Source organism: Sphingomonas longa, from assembly GCF_016892685.1.
GTDB lineage: Bacteria > Pseudomonadota > Alphaproteobacteria > Sphingomonadales > Sphingomonadaceae > Sphingomonas > Sphingomonas longa.
The window spans coordinates 549,162-567,196 of the sequence record NZ_JAFEMC010000003.1; the positions used below are offsets into that span (position 1 = coordinate 549,162).

13 protein-coding genes are annotated in these 18,035 nt (G+C 67.1%); 9 read left to right on the plus strand and 4 right to left on the minus strand.

The window, feature by feature from the left end; all coding sequences use genetic code 11:
• Positions 1-179: 179 nt before the first annotated feature.
• The gene (locus tag ILT43_RS12675) at positions 180-3,215 is read right to left on the minus strand and encodes a TonB-dependent receptor (protein ID WP_204199326.1); all 3,036 of its coding nucleotides are present in this window, start codon (positions 3,213-3,215) and stop codon (positions 180-182) included.
• 258 nt (positions 3,216-3,473) lie between these two features.
• Positions 3,474-4,220 (minus strand): FadR/GntR family transcriptional regulator, encoded by a 747-nt coding sequence (locus ILT43_RS12680; RefSeq protein WP_204199327.1) that lies wholly within the window; start codon positions 4,218-4,220, stop codon positions 3,474-3,476.
• Positions 4,221-4,422: 202 nt separating this feature from the next.
• Here ILT43_RS12680 and ILT43_RS12685 point away from each other — a divergent pair, with 202 nt between their 5' ends.
• Genes ILT43_RS12685 through ILT43_RS12705 form a run of 5 tightly spaced genes read left to right on the plus strand, consistent with a single transcriptional unit; the run spans position 4,423 to position 10,504 of the window.
• A complete protein-coding gene (locus ILT43_RS12685; RefSeq protein ID WP_204199328.1) occupies positions 4,423-5,880 on the plus strand; it encodes a 3-keto-disaccharide hydrolase in 1,458 nt (485 codons plus the stop codon).
• A 13-nt stretch (positions 5,881-5,893) separates the two neighbouring features.
• Positions 5,894-7,207 carry a Gfo/Idh/MocA family protein gene (locus tag ILT43_RS12690; RefSeq protein ID WP_204199329.1) on the plus strand — a complete coding sequence of 438 codons (1,314 nt, stop codon included), beginning with the start codon at positions 5,894-5,896 and terminating at the stop codon, positions 7,205-7,207.
• Positions 7,208-7,221: 14 nt separating this feature from the next.
• Entirely contained in the window at positions 7,222-8,070 is an 849-nt protein-coding gene (locus tag ILT43_RS12695; protein ID WP_204199330.1) for an FAD:protein FMN transferase, read from the plus strand.
• Positions 8,070-9,332: a Gfo/Idh/MocA family protein gene (locus ILT43_RS12700; protein WP_204199331.1), complete on the plus strand. Its 1,263-nt coding sequence runs from the start codon at positions 8,070-8,072 to the stop codon at positions 9,330-9,332. The genes ILT43_RS12695 and ILT43_RS12700 overlap by 1 nt, the downstream gene beginning before the upstream one ends.
• A gap of 14 nt (positions 9,333-9,346) precedes the next feature.
• Entirely contained in the window at positions 9,347-10,504 is a 1,158-nt protein-coding gene (locus ILT43_RS12705; protein WP_204199332.1) for a Gfo/Idh/MocA family protein, read from the plus strand.
• Positions 10,505-10,732: 228 nt separating this feature from the next.
• Here ILT43_RS12705 and ILT43_RS12710 read toward each other — a convergent pair whose 3' ends face one another.
• Complete coding sequence (locus ILT43_RS12710; protein ID WP_204199333.1) at positions 10,733-11,668, minus strand: alpha/beta hydrolase; 936 nt, start codon at positions 11,666-11,668, stop codon at positions 10,733-10,735.
• Between the two features lie 305 nt (positions 11,669-11,973).
• Here ILT43_RS12710 and ILT43_RS12715 point away from each other — a divergent pair, with 305 nt between their 5' ends.
• The gene (locus tag ILT43_RS12715) at positions 11,974-13,047 is read left to right on the plus strand and encodes an AI-2E family transporter (RefSeq protein WP_204199334.1); all 1,074 of its coding nucleotides are present in this window, start codon (positions 11,974-11,976) and stop codon (positions 13,045-13,047) included.
• Here ILT43_RS12715 and ILT43_RS12720 read toward each other — a convergent pair.
• Positions 12,989-13,858: a type 1 glutamine amidotransferase gene (locus ILT43_RS12720; RefSeq protein ID WP_204199335.1), complete on the minus strand. Its 870-nt coding sequence runs from the start codon at positions 13,856-13,858 to the stop codon at positions 12,989-12,991. The genes ILT43_RS12715 and ILT43_RS12720 overlap by 59 nt on opposite strands.
• A gap of 105 nt (positions 13,859-13,963) precedes the next feature.
• Between ILT43_RS12720 and ILT43_RS12725 the strand changes: the two genes are divergently transcribed.
• The 3 genes from ILT43_RS12725 to ILT43_RS12735 are packed head-to-tail and all read left to right on the plus strand — an operon-like array spanning position 13,964 to position 17,786.
• Positions 13,964-14,476 carry a 2Fe-2S iron-sulfur cluster-binding protein gene (locus tag ILT43_RS12725; RefSeq protein ID WP_204199336.1) on the plus strand — a complete coding sequence of 171 codons (513 nt, stop codon included), beginning with the start codon at positions 13,964-13,966 and terminating at the stop codon, positions 14,474-14,476.
• Complete coding sequence (locus tag ILT43_RS12730) at positions 14,473-15,459, plus strand: FAD binding domain-containing protein (RefSeq protein ID WP_204199337.1); 987 nt, start codon at positions 14,473-14,475, stop codon at positions 15,457-15,459. The genes ILT43_RS12725 and ILT43_RS12730 overlap by 4 nt, the downstream gene beginning before the upstream one ends.
• Positions 15,456-17,786, plus strand: coding sequence for a xanthine dehydrogenase family protein molybdopterin-binding subunit (locus ILT43_RS12735; protein WP_204199338.1), 2,331 nt, complete (start codon positions 15,456-15,458; stop codon positions 17,784-17,786). The genes ILT43_RS12730 and ILT43_RS12735 overlap by 4 nt, the downstream gene beginning before the upstream one ends.
• Positions 17,787-18,035: the final 249 nt, after the last annotated feature.

An 18,035-nucleotide genomic window follows, 5' to 3' on the forward strand; every position in this document is an offset into this window, starting at 1 on the left:
TCCATGAATCTGATAGGCCAGAAGCAAAGATGCTGTCAGGCCAAAATGCGGACGAATGTTGGCTTGGGAACGGCGTGAAAAAAAGGGTGCACCGCGCGGTCGCGCGATGCACCTATCGTGTGATCGGCATCGGTAGGAAAGGCGATACCGACCTGGGGACGATCCTGGTGTGTGTCGCGTCAGAACTGAAAATTGGCGGCCAGCGCGTAGGTCCGGCCAAAGTAGGCGGTGTACAAAGGGTCCTTGCGATTGGTGTCGACGGTCAGGCGGTTGGTCTCGTTCGTGATGTTCGACACCTCGGCGATCAGCTTGATATTGTCGCTGATATTGTAGGATGCGGAGGCGTCGACGAAGATCGAACTGGCGTTGGACGTCGAGTCCGCATCGACCGATCCGCTGGGCACCGCGGTCAGGAATGCGGCGCGGTAGTTGACGGTGGAGCGGATGCTGAACCGGTTATCCTCGTAATAGAGCGTGCCGCTGGCGGTTTCCGGGGACAGGCCGACGAGCGGCGCGGTGCGGGTCAGCGTCGACGAAATGACATAGTCGATGTTCGACCGCACGCGCGTGAAGTTGGCGAGCGCGCCGAAGTTGCGCAGCACGCCGGGCAGGAAGGTGAACGGCAATTGCACGTTGACCTCGAACCCGCGCAGCGGCCCGCCCGGCGTGTTGTTGCTGCGCTGGACGGTGAACTGGTCGGTCGGCCGCAACTGCGTGCCGTTCAGCAAGGTCAGCGGCAGGCCGATATCCTGGAACGCCACCGACTGGCTGGTCGTCTGGATGTAGGTTTCGATGTTCTTGTAGAAATAGGCGACCGAGATCAGCGAGCCGGGCGCGAAATACCATTCGAGCGAGGCGTCGAAGGTGTTGGCGCGGATTGGGTCGAGGAACGGGTTGCTGAACGAGGCCGTCTGGATCACCAGATTGGCGGAGCCAGCAGGGATCAACTGACCGTAGGAGGGTCGCGACATGACGCGCGCGGCGGAGGCGCGGGCGATGAGTTCGGGCGTGATGTCCAGCGCCAGATTCATCGACGGCAGCCAGTCGTCATATTTGCGGCCGACGTTGGAGATCACGAAGCGCGACGGATACAGCGATCCCGCCGGAGCCGCCGTGGTGATCGGGCCATAGGTGTCGAGATTGGTGTGGACGTAGCGCACGCCGGCATCGCCGCGCAGCTTGAACGGGAGGATGTCCTCGGTGTTGAACTTGGCCATCAGATAGCCGGAACTGTATTTCTCCTCGACGCCGCCGAACGTGCCCTTGGCGCATTCGACGTTGCAATAGACATAGCTGTCGAGGCCGACCGCCGAGCGGAACTTGTCCGGATCGATCGAGACGAAATCCTGTAGCTGGCCGTCGAGGTTCTTGCCGACGCCGCTGGTGACGAACGAGAAGTCGGCGATCGAGACGCCGGCGGGCAGCGCCAGCGGCGTGTTGGTCGCCAGTTGCCGTTCGCGCGCGGTGTATTTGTTGGTCCGGTACTGGCCGCCGAACTGCATCGTGAAGTTGCGCGCCGCCTCCCACTCGCCGTTCAGTTCGAACGTCTTGCTGGTGATCGTGTTGCGGCGAATGAAGTTCGACAGCTGACCCCGCTGATCGCCGTTCGACAGCGGCGCACCGTAGCCGAACAGCGCCGGGTTGGTCGTGTCGATGCCGTAGTCGATCTTCGGAATGTCGGCATTGTCGCGGAAGTCGATGCCCCAGTTGCGCGTGTCGTTCGAGTCGATCGCGACCTGAAGGCGGTTAACGTCGAGGCGCGACTGGTTGATGCCGGCCAGACCGAACACGCGGAACGTGTCGGAAAAGCGGTGATCGACGTTGAGATTGGCCTGCTTGTATTTGGACTTGAACTTCTCGTCCTGCATTTCGGAACGCAGGTCGACACCGTCGAACAGGCCGTGGATCAGCGAGCCGTTCTCATCGACCTCGATATCGCGCACCGACGTCAGCGGCTGGCCGTTGTTCGAGATGGCGCGGCCGAACGAGCGGGCATCAAACATCGTGTCGAGCCGCGCGACCTTGAAGCGCGAATACAGGCCGTCGACCGAGATGTCGGTGTTGTCGCTCGGCTTCCATTGCAGCGTTAGCGATCCGGCGAGGCGTTCCTGGTTCTGGCTGCTCTTCACCGGGCGCGGCAGGCGAGGCAGGTAGACGCCGCCGCCGGGACGCCCGTTCACGCCGGTCCGGGCCATGATGTAATCATAGGCCGCGGCGGTGCCGGTCCGCGGGTTGCCGGTGCTGCAATTGTTCGCGTCCGCGCCGATCGCGACGCCGTTCGGCTGGGTGTAGCCGGGGACGGGGCTGGTCGCGGGCGCGCCGCGGAAGGTGTAGCCGACCGGCGTACAGAAGGGGAAGATCACGCCGGCGTTGGCGGTTCCGGCCGGCTGCGCCAGACCGTAGACCGTAGTGGGCACGACATCGACCGCCGAATACGCGTATTCGTCGATATGCCGCTTCGAATAGGCGACGGTGCCGAGGATACCGAACGTGTCGCCCAGCTTCTTCGACACAAGGGCGGAAAGGCGAGGGTCCACGTCCTTGCGGATGTCGTTGTAGATCCCACGCGCGGTGCCGGAGAAGATGAAGTCCTTCTTCTGGTCGAACGGCTTGGGCGCGCGCAGGTCGACGGTCGCGCCAAGCGAGCCTTCCTCCACATCCGCCGACAGTGTCTTGCGCACGGACAGCGACGAGAAGATCTCGGTGGGGAAGGTGACGAAGTCGAACGAACGGCCGGTGGCGACGCCGCCGCGGATGTCGCTGCCGCTGACCTGCGACACGCCTTCCATGCCGTTGATGCGGACGCGGGTAAACTGTGCGCCGAGACCACGGACGGAGATGTTGCGACCCTCGCCGCCGTCGCCGCGGGACAGGGCGACGCCGGGAATGCGCTGCATCGATTCGGCGAGATTGGAGTCCGGGAACTTGCCGATATCCTCCGCAACGATGCTGTCGATCGCGGCGGTTTCGTTGCGCTTTTGATTGAGCGCGTTGTTCAGCGCGGCGCGGAAGCCGGTGACGACGATATCGCTGTTCTCGCCGGTGTCGGTCACTTGCGGCGGCGCGTCCTGATCGTTGGTCGCAGCGGCGGGAGACGGGGTCTGCGGCGTCAGGGCCGCGCCGGCATCCTGCGCGAACGCCGGCGTGGCCGCGATCAGGCTCAACAGGCTGATCGAGACGTGAAGGTGGCGCTTATAGCCGTGCTGACAGGTCAAAACCCTCTCCCTTTCGCTGGCTGGCCGCATTTGCTGCGGTCCGGACCGTGCTCCCGGCAGTAGCTTTTTGCGCTGCCTTATTGGTCAGATACCAGTGTCAGGCAGGTATGACAACACCGTCTTACATCAGGGCGCGATCGTCCAAGCGTGTCGAAGCTTGTTTCGAGCGATGCCAAAGGTTGAGGGGCATGAGCCCCAATGGTGCTTCGATACGCTGAGCACGAACGGTTCTCGGACGTGCCGTCAGATTCCACAAGGCTAGACGGAGCGCCTGGCAAGCGCGTGCCGGCGCTGTGTGGCTTCTGCCCGTGCGCGCTCCACAGCTTCCGTTTCGGTTACGTCGAGCAAATGGTCGATGACGCGGGCGAGATGGTCGCGCATGGCGTTGCGGGCGTCGACGGGTGAGCGCGCTTCGAGTGCGCTGAGGATGCGGCCGTGTTCGGCCATGCGGCTTTCGGTGCCGAGGCTGCCGGCCTTGAGCAGCACTTCGCGCGCCAGCGGGGAGCGGAAACGCATGTCCCAGAAATCGGTGACAGCGGCGATGATGACGGCGTTGCCCGTCGCCTCCGCGATGGCGATGTGGAAGCGGCGGTCGGCGTCCTCCGCGGCGCTGTTGTCCGGCTGCTGCATCTGCGCGAGCAATGTCCGCAATTCAGCGAGTTGCGCGGCATCGATCTCCGTCGCGGCGACCGCGGCGACCTCGCCCTCCAGCAGGCGGCGGGCCTCCGTGATCTCGAACGCGCCGATATCGAGTTCGCGGTCCGCGTCGGCGGTGCCGGTGGCGAGCACGAACACGCCGGAACCTTTGCGCGCCTCGACCATGCCCTGCATTTCGAGGGCGATCATCGCCTCGCGCACGGTTGGGCGGCTGACCTTGAAGCGTTCGGTCAGGTCACGCTCGGCGGGCAGGCGCGATCCGACCGGAAACAAGCCTGCGGCGATGTCGGCCATGATCGCGTCGACGATCTTGCGATACAGCTTGCCGCCACTCTCTGTCCTGCGCATTCTGGGTCCTTGCATTCGCTCGCGAACGTGTAGCTGAAAGCTGCTTTGCAGACAAATGTCTGACATCTCTATTGCATGTGGTCCGACCAGCACTTAGGGTCCGGGACAGGAGAGGTGCGATAGCACCCATGCATCAACGATAACAGGCGAAGGCCGACTCCGCGGGCAGCGGCGGGCCGATCGCCCAGCAGGGACCGGGCGCATGAGGATGATCCGTGGAATTGCGGTGCTGGCGGTGGCGGCCACGCCCTTGGTCGCGATGACGGCCCTCGTTGCGATGATGGCGGTGCCCGCGGCGGCTCCCGTTCAGGCTGCCGGCGTTTCCGAGAAGACTGCCCCGTGGCGCGACGTGACGCCGCGTTCGGGCCTCGCCGGATGGCACGCGGTCGGCGGCAAGGCGACCTACACGGTGGCGGACGGCGAGCTCGTCGGGCGCGCGGAGATCAGCAAGACCAACAGCTGGCTGGTGTCGGACGCGCAGTATGGCGACTTCATCATCGAATTCGACGCGAAGACCGATCCGATGCTCAATTCCGGGGTGATGATCCGCGGCCAGAGCCGGCCCGATTATCGCAACGGCGTCGTGTTCGGCTATCAGGCGGAGATCGACCCGTCCAAGCGCGCCTGGAGCGGCGGACTGTACGACGAGCAGCGTCGCCAGTGGCTGTACACGCTGGGCCGTAACGAAGCGGCGCGACGGACCTTCCGCTCCGGCGACTGGAACCACTACCGCGTGGAGGCGATCGGCAACCGGCTAAGGACGTGGGTGAACGGCGTGCCCGCCGCCGATGTGGTCGACGATGTCGATGCGCGCGGCTTCATCGCGTTTCAGGTTCACGCCATTCCCGACGCGGACGCCGCGCGCCATCCGGAGGCGCGGTTCCGCAACGTCCGGATGATTACCGACCGGCCGGCACGCTTCGCGATGCCGGAGACGGGGCCCGCGACGGAAATCGAGCAGCAGGGCTGGCTGTCCAACCGCCTGTCGAGCGGCGAGCAGCGCGCCGGGTGGAAGTTGTTGTGGGACGGGAGGACCTCGGCCGGCTGGCGCAGCGCCAAGGCGGCGAGCTTTCCCAAAAAGGGCTGGTCGATGGCCGGTGGCACGCTGAGCGTCGAGGGCGCGAACGGGGCGGAGTCGACCAATGGCGGCGACATCGTCACGACGCGCGATTACCGGAATTTCGAGCTGTCGGTGGACTTCCGCCTGACCGAGGGCGCCAACAGCGGCATCAAGTACTTCGTCGATCCGAACCTGTTGAAGGGTGACGGATCGGCGATCGGGCTGGAATATCAGTTGCTCGACGATGCGCGACATCCCGACGCGAAGATGGGCCGGGACGGTAACCGTACGCTTGGGTCGCTGTACGACCTGATTACCGCGCGCAACCTGTCCGACCCGGACAGTCCGGGCAAGCGCATCAACCCGCCCGGCGAGTGGAACCGCGCCGTCATCGTCGTGCGCGGCCAGCATGTCGAGCATTGGCTGAACGGCTTCAAGGTCGTCGAGTACGAGCGCGGCTCGCCCGCATTCGGCGCGCTGGTGGCGCAGAGCAAGTACGCGAAATGGCCGAATTTCGGCGAGTGGGAGAAGGGGCCGATCCTGTTGCAGGATCACGGCAACCACGTCGATTTCCGCTCGATCAAGATACGCGAACTCTAAAAGGGGATGGGACATGCTTGACCGTCGCACGATGATGACGGGCGCCGGCGCGGCGCTGGGCATCGCGATCAGCGCGCGCAGCTATGCGCAGATCAAGGGCGCGAACGATCGGCTCCGCGTCGCGGTGGTCGGCGTCAACGGCCGCGGGCAGGCGCATATGAGCGCCTTTACGAAGCAGCCGAACGTCGAGATCACGCATCTGGTCGATTGCGACTCCGACGTGCTCGCCAAGCGCGCGTCGACATTCGCGGCGAAGGGCAATCCGCGGATCAGGACGGAGGCCGATTATCGCCGGCTGCTCGACAGGAAGGCGGTCGACATCGTCACCGTCGCGACCCCCGATCACTGGCACGCGAAGGTCGCGATCGACGCGATGGATTCGGGGCGGCATTGCTACATCGAAAAGCCGATCGGCATCGCGCCGGCGGAGGGCGAGGCGCTGATCGCGGTGCAGAAGCGCACCGGCCGCATCTTGCAGGTCGGCAACCAGCAGCGCAGCAGCCGCGAGACGCAGCAGCTCCGCGCGCTGGTGCAGGCGGGCGAACTGGGCGACGTGTACGAGGCGCAGACCTGGTATGCGAACAACCGCAAGTCGATCGGCACGGGCAAGGAGGTCGCGCCGCCCGCGAACCTGAACTGGGACATGTGGCAGGGGCCGCGCCCGCGCGGGCCGTACCGGTCGAACCTGGTCCATTACAATTGGCACTGGTTCTGGAAGTACGGTACCGGCGAGATCTGCAACAACGCGATGCATGAGCTGGACGTGGCGCGCTGGTTGATGGGCGTGACCTATCCGAACACCGTGTCGGCGCGCGGGGCGCGGCGCTTCTATCAGGACGACGATTGGGAGATGTACGACTCGCTCGCGCTCGACCTGATCTACGACAATGATCGGGCGATCCGGTGGAACGGGCAAAGCTGCAACGGGCAGCTGACCTATGGCCGCGGGCGCGGCGTGCTGCTGCTTGGTACCAAGGGGTCGGCGGTGGTCGATCGCAACGGGTTCGAGCTGTACGATCTTGCCGGCAAGTCGATCCGGCAGGTGATGGCGCCCGCCAGTTCGGAGACGACGGGTACGGTCGGGGAGGGGGCGCTGGACGTGTACCACGCCGCCAATTTCCTCGACGTGATCCGTGGCCGGTCGAACGCGCTCGCCTCCCCGATCGCGGAGGGGCATATCAGCACGACGCTCTGTCACCTCGGCAACATGGCGTACCGCACGAAGAGCGTGCTGACCGTCGATCCCGCGACCGGCAAGCCGACCAGTGCGGAGGCGATGAAGCTGTGGTCCGTGGACTATCAGCCCGGCTGGGAGGTCAAGGCCTGACGCCGGTTGCGATCATGACGCCGACCGCGCCTCCCACGCTGACCAGCACCGGCATCGCGTGCTTCTTCGCGATGGGGACGCGCGTGGAGCTGCACCGCTTCGGTCCCGGCGACGAGGATGCGCTGATGCTGGCGCAGCGGGCGATCGAGGCGGTGGACGACGCGCTGACGATCCACCGGCCGTCAGCGGCGACGGCGCTGAACGAGGCGCTGCTGGCGGGGCGGGAGGTGGCGGTGGACGATCCGGTGCTGTTCGACGCGCTAATCGAGATCGATGCGGCGCAGGGACTGACGCTGGGGCTGTTCGACCCGACCGCCGATGCGCAGCGGGCGACGGGATGGCGCGACGTTCGGATCGATGCGGTGGCGCGGCGGGTGGCGGTGACGCGACCGGTGGCGCTGGATTTCGGCGGGTTCGGCAAGGGCTTCGCGCTCGACCGGGCAGCGGCGGCGTTGCGGGCGGCGGGCGTGTCGTCGGCGCTGCTGTCGGCGGGCGAAAGTTCGATCGTGGTCGTGGGCGAGCATCCGCTGGGTGGCGGCTGGCCGTTCGCGATCCCCGATCCGCTGCGGCCGGAGCGCGAACTGGTCGAGGTGGAACTGAACGACGAGGCCATGTCGATCTCGTCCACCGTCGGGGCGGGGACGCTGGCGCCGGACCGGGCGGCGATGATCCGGCCGGGTGACGCGTCGGTCGTCAGTGCGGCGCGCTGTGCCGTCGTTATCGACCGCAGCGGATCGCACGCGGAGATGCTCAGCACCGCGCTGATCGTCGCCGCCGACGACGAGGTCGCGCGCCTGACGGGCGGCGCGCGGCGGTTCCTGTTCGACCTTGCCCCCGTAGAATCAGCCAGGATGTGTGTGTGATGACTGACAAGGATTTCGACCTGACGCGGCGGTCGTTCATCGACCGGGTGCTGATGGCCACGGCGGGCGCGGCGATGTCCGCGGCGACGCCGTGGGCCGCAATGGCGGCTGGGGCGCAGACGCCGGGCACCGGCAAGGTGCGGCTGGGCGTGATCGGCACGGGCGATCGCGGTCGTGCGCTGATCCAGAATATCGGCAAGACGCGCAACTGCATGGTCGCGGCAATCTGCGACACCTATGCGCCCAACATCGTCAAGGCGCAGCAATGGGTGCCGGCGGGCACCCCGACCTTCGCCGATCATCGCGCGATGCTGGACGCCAAAGGGCTGGACGCGGTCGTTATCGCGACGCCGCTGAACAGGCACGCGCAGCACAGCATGGATGCGTTCGACGCCGGCCTGCATGTCTGGTGCGAAAAGGCGATGGCGCGGACGATCGCCGATTGCGGCGCGATGGTCCGCAAGTCGCAGGACAGCCGCAAGGTGCTCCAGATCGGGCACCAGCGCATGTTCCACCCGACCTACCTCAACGCACTGCGCCGCGTGAAGGCGGGGGAGATCGGCACGATCACGCAGATCCGCGCGAGCTGGCACCGCAACAACAGCTGGCGGCGACCGGTGCCGGCGGACAGCAACGACCGCCGCATCAACTGGCGGTTGTACCGCGAAAGCTCCGCCGGATTGATGACGGAGCTGGCGACTCACCAGCTTCAGGTCGGCAACTGGTTCCTTGATGCGGTCCCGACGCGCGTGCTTGGTTCCGGCAGCATCTGTTATTGGAAGGACGGGCGCGAGGTGTACGACCATGTCGCGCTGATCTACGAATATGCGGGCGGGCGGAAGTTCATCTACACGTCGCTGCTCAACAATGCGCGTTACGGCTGCGAGGAGCAGATCCAGGGCAGCAAGGGGTCGATCGAACCTGAACTCGGCCGCATCTATCAGGAAATTCCGCCCAAGACGCTGGCGCTGCAACGGATGCAGGCGGACGTGAAGCGCGGGCACAAGCGCACCGTGCCGATCGGCGGCGCGACGTGGTTCCCGGAACTGCCCGTCACCACCCCCGGCGACTCGCTCGGCTGGGGCGAATATGACGAGACGATGCTCCAGTTCGAGGGGTTCGGAGAGGCGGTGCGATCGGGCAGGCCGCTGCCGGGGCTGTTGTATCAGGCGTATAATGCCAGCGTCGCGTCGCTGCTGGGCGAACAGGCGATGGACAAGGGCGAGGCGCTGACCTGGCCCACCGGCCTCGTGACCATTTGAGAGGATCTGCGATCGTGACCGATTCCAACCGCCGCGCGATACTGGGCATGGGGCTGACCGCCGGGCTCGTCGGGTTCGCCGCCGATGCGCTGGCGCAATCCACGACGCGGGGCGACGCGCCGACCGAAAGCGCGGCGGCGCGACCGGCACCGGAGGCGAAGTACCGCGTCCCGTTCGCGGTGATCGGGATGGATCACAACCACATCTATGGCATCACCGATGCGATCATCCGCGGCGGCGGCGTGTTGACCAGTTTCTATGCAACCGATCCGAAGCAGATCGCGATGTTCCGGAAGCGGTATCCGGGCGCGACGCTGGCGCGCGGCGAGGACGAGATTCTGGCTGACAAGCGGATCAAGCTGGTGTGCAGCGCGGCCGTCCCCAGCCTGCGCGCACCGCTCGGCATCCGGGTGATGAAGGCGGGCAAGGACTATCTCAGCGACAAGGCGGCGGTGACGACGCTGGCGCAACTGGCGGAGGTGCGGCGCACGATCAAGCAGACCGGGCGCAAATACGGGATCATGTATTCGGAACGGCTGGAGGTGCCTGCCGCGGTCATGGCCGGGCAGATGGTGCATGACGGCGCGATCGGACGGGTGATCCAGACGGTCAACCTCGCCCCGCATCGCCTGTCCGCGCCCACCCGGCCCGACTGGTTCTGGGACCCGGCACGCAATGGTGGCATCCTGACCGATGTCGGTAGCCATCAGGCCGACCAGTTCGTCTATCTGACCGGCAGCAAGCGCGCGCATGTCGTCGCCTCCCAGACCGGCAACTTCGCGCATCCCGATCATCCGAAGTTCGAGGATTTCGGCGACATGGTGCTGAACGGCGACGGCGGCACCGGCTATGTCCGCGTCGACTGGTTCACGCCCGACGGCCTGTCGACCTGGGGCGACGGACGGCTCTTCATCCTCGGCACCGAAGGGTACATCGAGCTGCGCAAATATGTCGATATCGCGGGCCGGCCGGGCGGCAACCACCTGTTCATCGCCGACCGCAAGGGCATGCGCTACATCGACTGTTCGAAGGTGCCGCTGCCGTTCGGGCCGCAATTCGTGAACGACATCGTCGAGGGCACGTCGGTGGCGCAGGATCAGGACGGTGCGCTGCTGGCGGCCGAACTGGTGCTGACCGCCGAGGCGAAGGCGACGCGCGCCATCGCGGGGTGACCGGCAGGCGAGAGCATGATGGCGTGACGTTGGTTCAACCCGTCGGTTCGCCCGGAGCGTGCGGGAGCAGGTCGGTACTTATCCCCTAGGACAGGAAGCGGGTCATGGGTCCCCGCGAAGGCGGGGACCCAGTACTGGGCTCCCGCCTTTGCGGAAGCACATGCGATTGTCGGCGGCATTGCAGGAAATCCTTGACGAGCTCGAACGTCGATCGACTTGAGCCGCCGTTCACGCCAGTTGTCGCGGGACCCAGCGGACGAACGCTTCCGGCCATAGCGAGCCCGGTTGCGTATCGGGGAGCTGCACGCCGAAACCGTGGCCGCCGCTTTGCAGGATCTGCGCCTCCACCGGCACCTTGGCGGCGATGCACGCGTCGAGCCAGCGCAGGCTGCACGATGCCGGCACGACATCGTCGTCGAGCGCGTGGACGAGGAAGCAGGGCGGGGTCTTGGCATCGATATGGCGCAGCGGCGAGCGGCGAAGGACAGCGGCGTCGTCCGCTGTCTTTCCCAGTAGGTTCTCGCGGCTGCCGACATGCGTATCGGGCAGTTCGAGTGTGGTGACGGCGTACATCAGGCCGGCAAAGGCGGGCCTGGCGTTCTGACGGTCGGCGGCGTCCACGGCTGTGTAGACGTGTTCGTCATAGGCGGTCGCGAGGGTGGCGGCGAGATGACCGCCGGCGGAGAAGCCGAGCACGCCGACCTTGGCAGGATCGATGCCGAACCGCGCCGCGCCTGTGCGGATCAGCCGCATCGCCCGCTGCGCATCCTGTAGCGGCACGTCGGACTGCGCATCCCAACCCTCGGCCGGCAGGCGGTAGGTGAGGATGAAGGCGGTATAGCCTTGTGCGGTCAGGCGATCGGCGACGCAGTTGCCCTCATTGTCGAGCGACACGAAGCCGTAGCCGCCGCCGGGAATCACGAGCACGCCGATGCCGTTGGCCTTTGCCGGGCGGCGGACGGCGAGCGTGGGCCGGGCGACGCCGGTGACGCGCGCTTCCGCGGTCGGCTTGCGGCCGGGTGTCGGCAGCGGCGCGCGGGCGCCGGGCGGACGGCCGGGCCAGAGCGGGAACGTCTCCGCCTCCGCGGCCGCGGCGATCGTCGCGGGCAGGGTGGCGGCCGTGAGGCTCAGCGCAATCAAGGTGCGGCGATCGATGTCGGTCATGCCGGTGTTGTCGGGGCGAAATGCTTCGACCGCAAGGGCCTGCCAGCCGCCGTTGGAGACGCGTCGGTTCGCCCGTGAGCCGGACGTGTGCCGGCATTCACTATGCTGCGCATCCAAGGATCGATGGCGTTATCGAAACGGTGGATGCCGGGACGAGCCCGGCATGACGGGCGGGGAGTGGGGGGCGGGTCGGTGCGCTGGCGCGAACATAGTTTCGGGAGCGAAATGCGTGTTTGGGTGTTCAACACCCTCATCCCGGCGCGCTTTGCGATCGCTCCGTCGAACATTCGTAAGGTAGCACCGTCATGTCCGTCCACCGTCAGCGCGTCGAGAATGGCGGCCTGATCCTCTTCGTCGTCGCCTTCACCCTGGCGCTGGGGTCCGTCGTATCGAGCTTTGCCGGCGCGCTGCTATGGGCGACGCTCGCGGCGTTGCTGTTCCAGCCGTTGTTCGAACGGTTGCTGAAGCGCTGGCCGGACCGGCGGAATACGGCGGCGGCGGTGACGATGCTGATTATCACCTTCGCGGTCGTCATCCCGGCGCTGATCGTCGCGAGCCTCGTCGTCGAGCAGGCGGCCAGCGTCTACAACCAGATGCGATCGGGCCAGATCAACTTCGCCTCGTATTTCCAGCAGATGCACGACGCGCTGCCGAACCGGCTCCAGCGACTGCTCGACAGTGCCGGGTTCGACAGTTTCGAGCGCGCGCAGACCAGCATCTCGCAGGCGGTGGGCAGCAGCGCGAGCATGCTGGCGCGACAGGCCTTCTCGATCGGGGCGAACGCGGCGGCGTTCCTGCTGGCGTTCGGCGTCGGACTGTACGTCACCTTCTTCCTGCTGCGCGACGGCGGCCGGATCGGCCCGGCGATCGTCCGCGCGCTGCCGCTGGAACCTGCGGTGGCGGAGCGGTTCGCGGAGAAGTTCGTCGCCGTCGTCCGTGCGACGATCAAGGGATCGGGCGTCGTCGCGCTGGTGCAGGGTGCGCTGGGCGCAATCACCTTCTGGATCGTGGGCTTGCCCGCGGCGCTGCTCTGGGGCCTGTTGATGGCGATTGCGGCGTTGTTGCCCGCCGTCGGCCCGGCGATCATCTGGGGGCCGGTCGCGCTGTACCTGCTGGCGACGGGCGCGATCTGGCAGGCGGTGGTCGTCGTTCTGGCGGGCGTGCTGGTGATCGGGCTGGCGGACAATATCCTGCGCCCGATCCTCGTCGGTCGGGACACCGGGATCCCCGACTGGCTGGTGCTGGTGACGACGCTGGGCGGGATCGATCTCGTCGGACTGAGCGGCATCGTGGTCGGGCCGCTCGCCGGGGCGCTGTTCATTACGGGGTGGCAGGTGCTGACCGAGCAGCGTGGCGCGGCAGTACCAGCGCCCGAATAAAGTTGCCGAGTTCGATGCGGCGGCCGTCCGCCTCGGCAAACGCCGCATCGACGCCAAGCCGCCAGCGGAGTGGACGCGAGCCGGGATCGCTGTCGAGTGCATCGAGCAGGTCGGCCTGCGCCTCGACATCGGCCTGATCGCGGGCGAGACCGGCGCCAACGAGGCCGTCCTTCTGGCGGCGGAGTGCGGTCGCGATTTCCGCCAGCGACAATTCGGGGTGATATTGCACGCCCCAGAAGACGCCGCCGTCGTGGCGGATTTCCGCTGCCTGTACCCGGGTCGAGCCGTTCCCCGCCAGCAGCGTCCCGCCTTCGGGCAGCTCCTCGACCTCGTCGCCGTGAATCGCGGGAGCGTCCCAAGCGGGGGTACGCCCCGCCAGCAGCGGGTGATCGCGACCCTCCGCGGTGGCGACGATCCGGCGCGCGATGCCCGCCTCCAGCCGATCGGGCATCTTGCGCACCGTGCCGCCCGCTGCCGCGACCGCGACCTGAAGACCGGCACAGGAGCCGAACGACGGCGTTCCGGAGGCGAAGACGGCGCGCATGAACGCCAGTTGGCGGCGGACAGCGGGCGTGTCGTCGTAGACGTGGAGCGGCGAGCCGGTCAGGAACACGCCGTCATACTCCGCCAACCCCTCCGGGGTGTAGGTGCGGGCATCCTCGTCCGCCGGGGCGATGCGGGTGATCTTCACGCCCGGCATCATCTGATCCAGCGTCGCCGCATAGCTTTCGCCCGAGCTTTTACCGGTATGCTCCCGCCGCGCCTCGCGCTCCTCGGGGGTTTCGCTTTCGGCGACCAGAACCTTCAACAACGACGGCACCTTTCAACGGGAGCCGCCCTAACGCACCGGTTGGGGGACGCGTTGCCGCTGTCTCGTGATTGATCTACGTTGGACCCGTTCAAGGAGGCATGCACCATGTCCATCACCGTCAACGGTTTACCTGTTCCGCTGCCCAGCGATCCGCGCGTCTCGCTGCTGGATATGCTTCGCGAGGATCTACATCTGCCGGGCACCAAAAAGGGCTGCAACCAGGGCGCGTGCGGGGCCTGCACGGTGCTGGTCGATGGCCAGCGGATACTGTCCTGTCTGGCGCTCGCGGTGCAATATGACGGACGCGCCGTGATGACGGTCGAGGGGCTGGCGCAAGGCGGCGAACTCCATCCGTTGCAGGCCGCGTTCGTGGAGCATGACGGGTTCCAATGCGGATATTGCACGCCCGGCCAGCTCTGCTCGGCGATCGGCATGGCGGCGGAGGTGAAGCGCGGCGTGCCGAGCCATGTCACCGGCGACCTGTCGGCGGAGACGATCGCGCTCGACCGCGAGGAACTGCGCGAGCGGATGAGCGGCAATCTGTGCCGGTGCGGGGCGCATAACGGCATCGTCGATGCGATCTTCGAAGTCTATGCCGAGACGGAGGCCGCAGAATGACGCCCTTCACCTTCACGCGCGCCGTCGACGCTTCCGACGCGCTGACCCGCGCGAGCGACGTGGGCGCCCGGTATTTCGGCGGCGGCACCAACCTGGTCGACCTGATGCGCGAGACGGTGGAACAGCCGACGACGCTGATCGACGTGACGGGCCTGTCGACCACGATCGCGGAGACGACGGACGGCGGGCTGATGATCGGGGCGGCGGTGACCAACACCGCCCTTGCCGAGCACCGTGCGGTGCGGACGCACTATCCGGTGCTGTCGCGCGCGATCGTCGCCGGGGCGAGCGCGCAGATCCGCAACATGGCGACGGTGGGCGGCAATCTGCTCCAGCGGACGCGCTGCACCTATTTCTACGATGTCGAGGGTTCGCGCTGCAACAAGCGGCAGCCGGGGCAGGGGTGCGACGCGATCGGCGGGTTCAACCGCATTCACGCGATCCTCGGCGCGTCGCCGTCGTGCGTGGCGACGCATCCGTCGGATATGTGCGTGGCGCTCGCGGCCCTCGATGCGCTGGTGCACCTGTCCTCCGTCAGTGGCACGCGGACCTTGCCGCTGACCGAATTGCACCGGTTGCCGGGCGAGCATCCCGCAATCGAGACGATGCTGGAACCGGGCGAACTCATCACCGCGATCGAACTGCCGGCGATGCCGATGGCGGCGCGGTCGGCCTATCGCAAGGTGCGGGACCGGGCGAGCTACGCCTTCGCGCTGGTGTCCGTGGCGGCGGCGCTGGAGGTCGAGGATGGCCGGGTGAAGGACGTGCGCCTCGCGCTGGGCGGGGTGGCGCACAAGCCCTGGCGCGCGTTCCGGGCGGAGGCGGCGTTGCGCGGCGGGCCGGCGACGGTGGCGGCCTTCACCGCCGCCGCCCAGGTCGAGCTCGCCGACGCGCAGCCGCTGCGCGACAACGGTTTCAAGGTGGAACTGGCGAAGCGGACGATCGCGGCCGTGCTGGCCGATCTGGCGGGAGTGAGCGCATGAGCATCGTCGAGGACGCCAAGCAGGCGGTGCAGGGCGCCGTCCAGGGCGCGATGCAGAAGGCCATCCAGATGGCACCCGACAGCTTCATGCCGGGGGGAAAGCCCGACCCGCTGATCCGGCAGCAGCACGGGCATATCGGCAAGCCGATCTCCCGCCTCGACGGGCCGGTGAAGGTGCGGGGCGAGGCGACCTATGCGGCGGAGTTCCCGCTCGACGGGATGCTGTATGCCGCGCTGGTGTTCAGCACGATCGCCAAGGGGCGGATCGCTTCGCTGGATACGGATGCGGCGGAGGCGGCACCGGGCGTCGAGCTGGTGATGACGTATCGCAATGCGCCGCGCATGGCGTCGATGCCGCTGTTCATGACCTCCGAAAAGGCGTGCGGCGGTAACGACCTGCCGATCATGCAGGATGACCGCATCTACTGGAACGGCGAACCCGTCGCGCTGGTGCTGGCCGAGACGCAGGAACAGGCGGATCATGCCGCGTCGCTGATTGCGGTCACCTACGATGCGGATCATTCGATCACCGCGATGGCGGCGGCGAAGGCCAAGGGCACCGAGCCGGGCATGTTCATGGGCCAGCCGCTGCAATTCGCGACCGGCGACGCGGCAGCGGCGCTGGCCGCGGCGGCGCACCGCGTCGACGAGACCTATACGACGCCGCGGCACAGCCACAATGCGATCGAGCTGCACGCGGCGACGGTCGCGTGGCAGGGCGACACGCTGCGCGTCCATGACGCGTCGCAGATGGTGGCGCATACGGCGTGGTCGCTGGGCCATGTCTTCGGCATCGACGAGGACAAGGTGCATGTGACCTCCCCGTTCGTCGGCGGCGGGTTCGGCAGCAAGGGGCTGTGGCAGCATCAGGTGCTGGCCGCCGCCGCGTCGAAGCTGGCCGGACGGCCGGTCCGGCTGATGCTGTCGCGCGAGGGCGTGTACCGGATCGTCGGCGGGCGCACGGTGACGGAGCAGCGCGTGGCGATCGGCGCGTCCGAGGACGGCCGCTTCGACGCGCTGATCCACACCGGCACTACTGCGATGAGCCGGCACAACGTCCTGCCCGAGCCGTTCATCGTGGCGACGCGCAGCGCCTATGCCGCGGGCAGCATGGCGCTGGACGTGGAGGTCGCGTACCTCGATATGGTCGCCAATACCTTCATGCGGGCACCGGGCGAGGCGGTCGGCACGTTCGCGCTGGAGAGCGCGATCGACGAGCTGGCCGTGGCGATGGACATCGACCCGATCGAGCTGCGCCTGCGGAACGAGCCGGACAAGGACCCGACGACCGGCGCGACCTTTTCCTCGCGCGAGGTCGAGAAGGCGTACCGAGACGGTGCCGAACGGTTCGGCTGGGCGGAGCGCGGCGCACCCGGCAGCCGGCGCGAGGGAGAATGGCTGATCGGCACGGGCGTCGCGACCGCGACCTATCCCTATTACCGGATGCCCGGCGGTGCGGCGCGGATCACGCTGCGCCGCGGCGGCCATGCGACGGTCGATATCGCCGCGCACGACATGGGCATGGGCACCGCGACGGCACAGACGCAGGTCGCGGCCGACCGGCTGGGGCTGGCGATGGAGCAGGTGACGTTCCGCTACGGCGACAGCACATTGCCCGGTGTGGTCATGGCGGGCGGGTCGCAGCAGACGGCGGCGATCGGTGCATCGGTGATGGCGGCGCACCGCGACCTGGTGACGGAGCTGCTGAAGCTGGCCGGCAACGACTCGCCGCTGGCAGGGCTGGACGTGGACGAGGTCGTGGGCGTCGACGGCGGCCTTGCCAAGACGGACGACCGCACGCGGCACGAAAGCTATGCGTCGATCCTGTCGCGGGCGCAGCGCGACGAGGTGGTCGTGGAGGCGACGCCGCCCGCGCCGCTGGAGACGATGCACTGGTCGATGCACTCGCACGGCGCGATGTTCTGTGAAGTGCGCGTCAACGCGGTGACGGGGGAGGTGCGGGTCAGCCGCTTCCTCGGATCGTTCGACTGTGGCCGCATCCTCAACCCCAAGACCGCGGCCAGCCAGTTCCGCGGGGGGATCATCATGGGCCTCGGCCTCGCGCTGATGGAGGAAACGCAGTTCGACGAGCGCAACGGCCGCATCATGAACCCCAGCCTGGCCGAATATCATGTGCCGGTGCACATGGACGTGCCGGCGATCGACGTGATCTGGACCGATATCCCCGATCCCCACACCCCGATGGGTGCACGCGGCGTGGGCGAGATCGGCATCACCGGCGTCGGTGCGGCGGTGGCGAACGCGGTGTTCAACGCGACGGGGAAGCGGGTGCGGGATCTGCCGATCACGCTGGATAAGCTGTTGTGATCCTTGAAGGCGAACTCGGAAGGTTAGGCTAAGGTTAGTCCAACGCGATGTTTTCGGTAGAGGTGTTCCGCCTCGGCTTTGCGGGCGTTACGTCAGAATGTGGGGCAGCCGGTGGCCGGCCCGATGAGAAAAAGGGGAGGCGGGGTCATGATCCACTTTTTCCAACATTGGTAGGGCGAAGATTTCTCTCGCCGAGCAAGCGAGCCTGATCGGTGCCGGTGCCCGGTCTTTTGGGGTGATTGCCTTGGG

Coding starts and splice junctions, on each gene's coding strand:
- ILT43_RS12680 (WP_204199327.1), bottom strand. CDS start 4,220: ATGCGCAGGACAGAGAGTGGCGGCAAGCTGTATCGCAAGATCGTCGAC.
- ILT43_RS12685 (WP_204199328.1), top strand. CDS start 4,423: ATGAGGATGATCCGTGGAATTGCGGTGCTGGCGGTGGCGGCCACGCCC.
- ILT43_RS12690 (WP_204199329.1), top strand. CDS start 5,894: ATGCTTGACCGTCGCACGATGATGACGGGCGCCGGCGCGGCGCTGGGC.
- ILT43_RS12695 (WP_204199330.1), top strand. CDS start 7,222: ATGACGCCGACCGCGCCTCCCACGCTGACCAGCACCGGCATCGCGTGC.
- ILT43_RS12700 (WP_204199331.1), top strand. CDS start 8,070: ATGACTGACAAGGATTTCGACCTGACGCGGCGGTCGTTCATCGACCGG.
- ILT43_RS12710 (WP_204199333.1), bottom strand. CDS start 11,668: ATGACCGACATCGATCGCCGCACCTTGATTGCGCTGAGCCTCACGGCC.
- ILT43_RS12715 (WP_204199334.1), top strand. CDS start 11,974: ATGTCCGTCCACCGTCAGCGCGTCGAGAATGGCGGCCTGATCCTCTTC.
- ILT43_RS12725 (WP_204199336.1), top strand. CDS start 13,964: ATGTCCATCACCGTCAACGGTTTACCTGTTCCGCTGCCCAGCGATCCG.
- ILT43_RS12730 (WP_204199337.1), top strand. CDS start 14,473: ATGACGCCCTTCACCTTCACGCGCGCCGTCGACGCTTCCGACGCGCTG.
- ILT43_RS12735 (WP_204199338.1), top strand. CDS start 15,456: ATGAGCATCGTCGAGGACGCCAAGCAGGCGGTGCAGGGCGCCGTCCAG.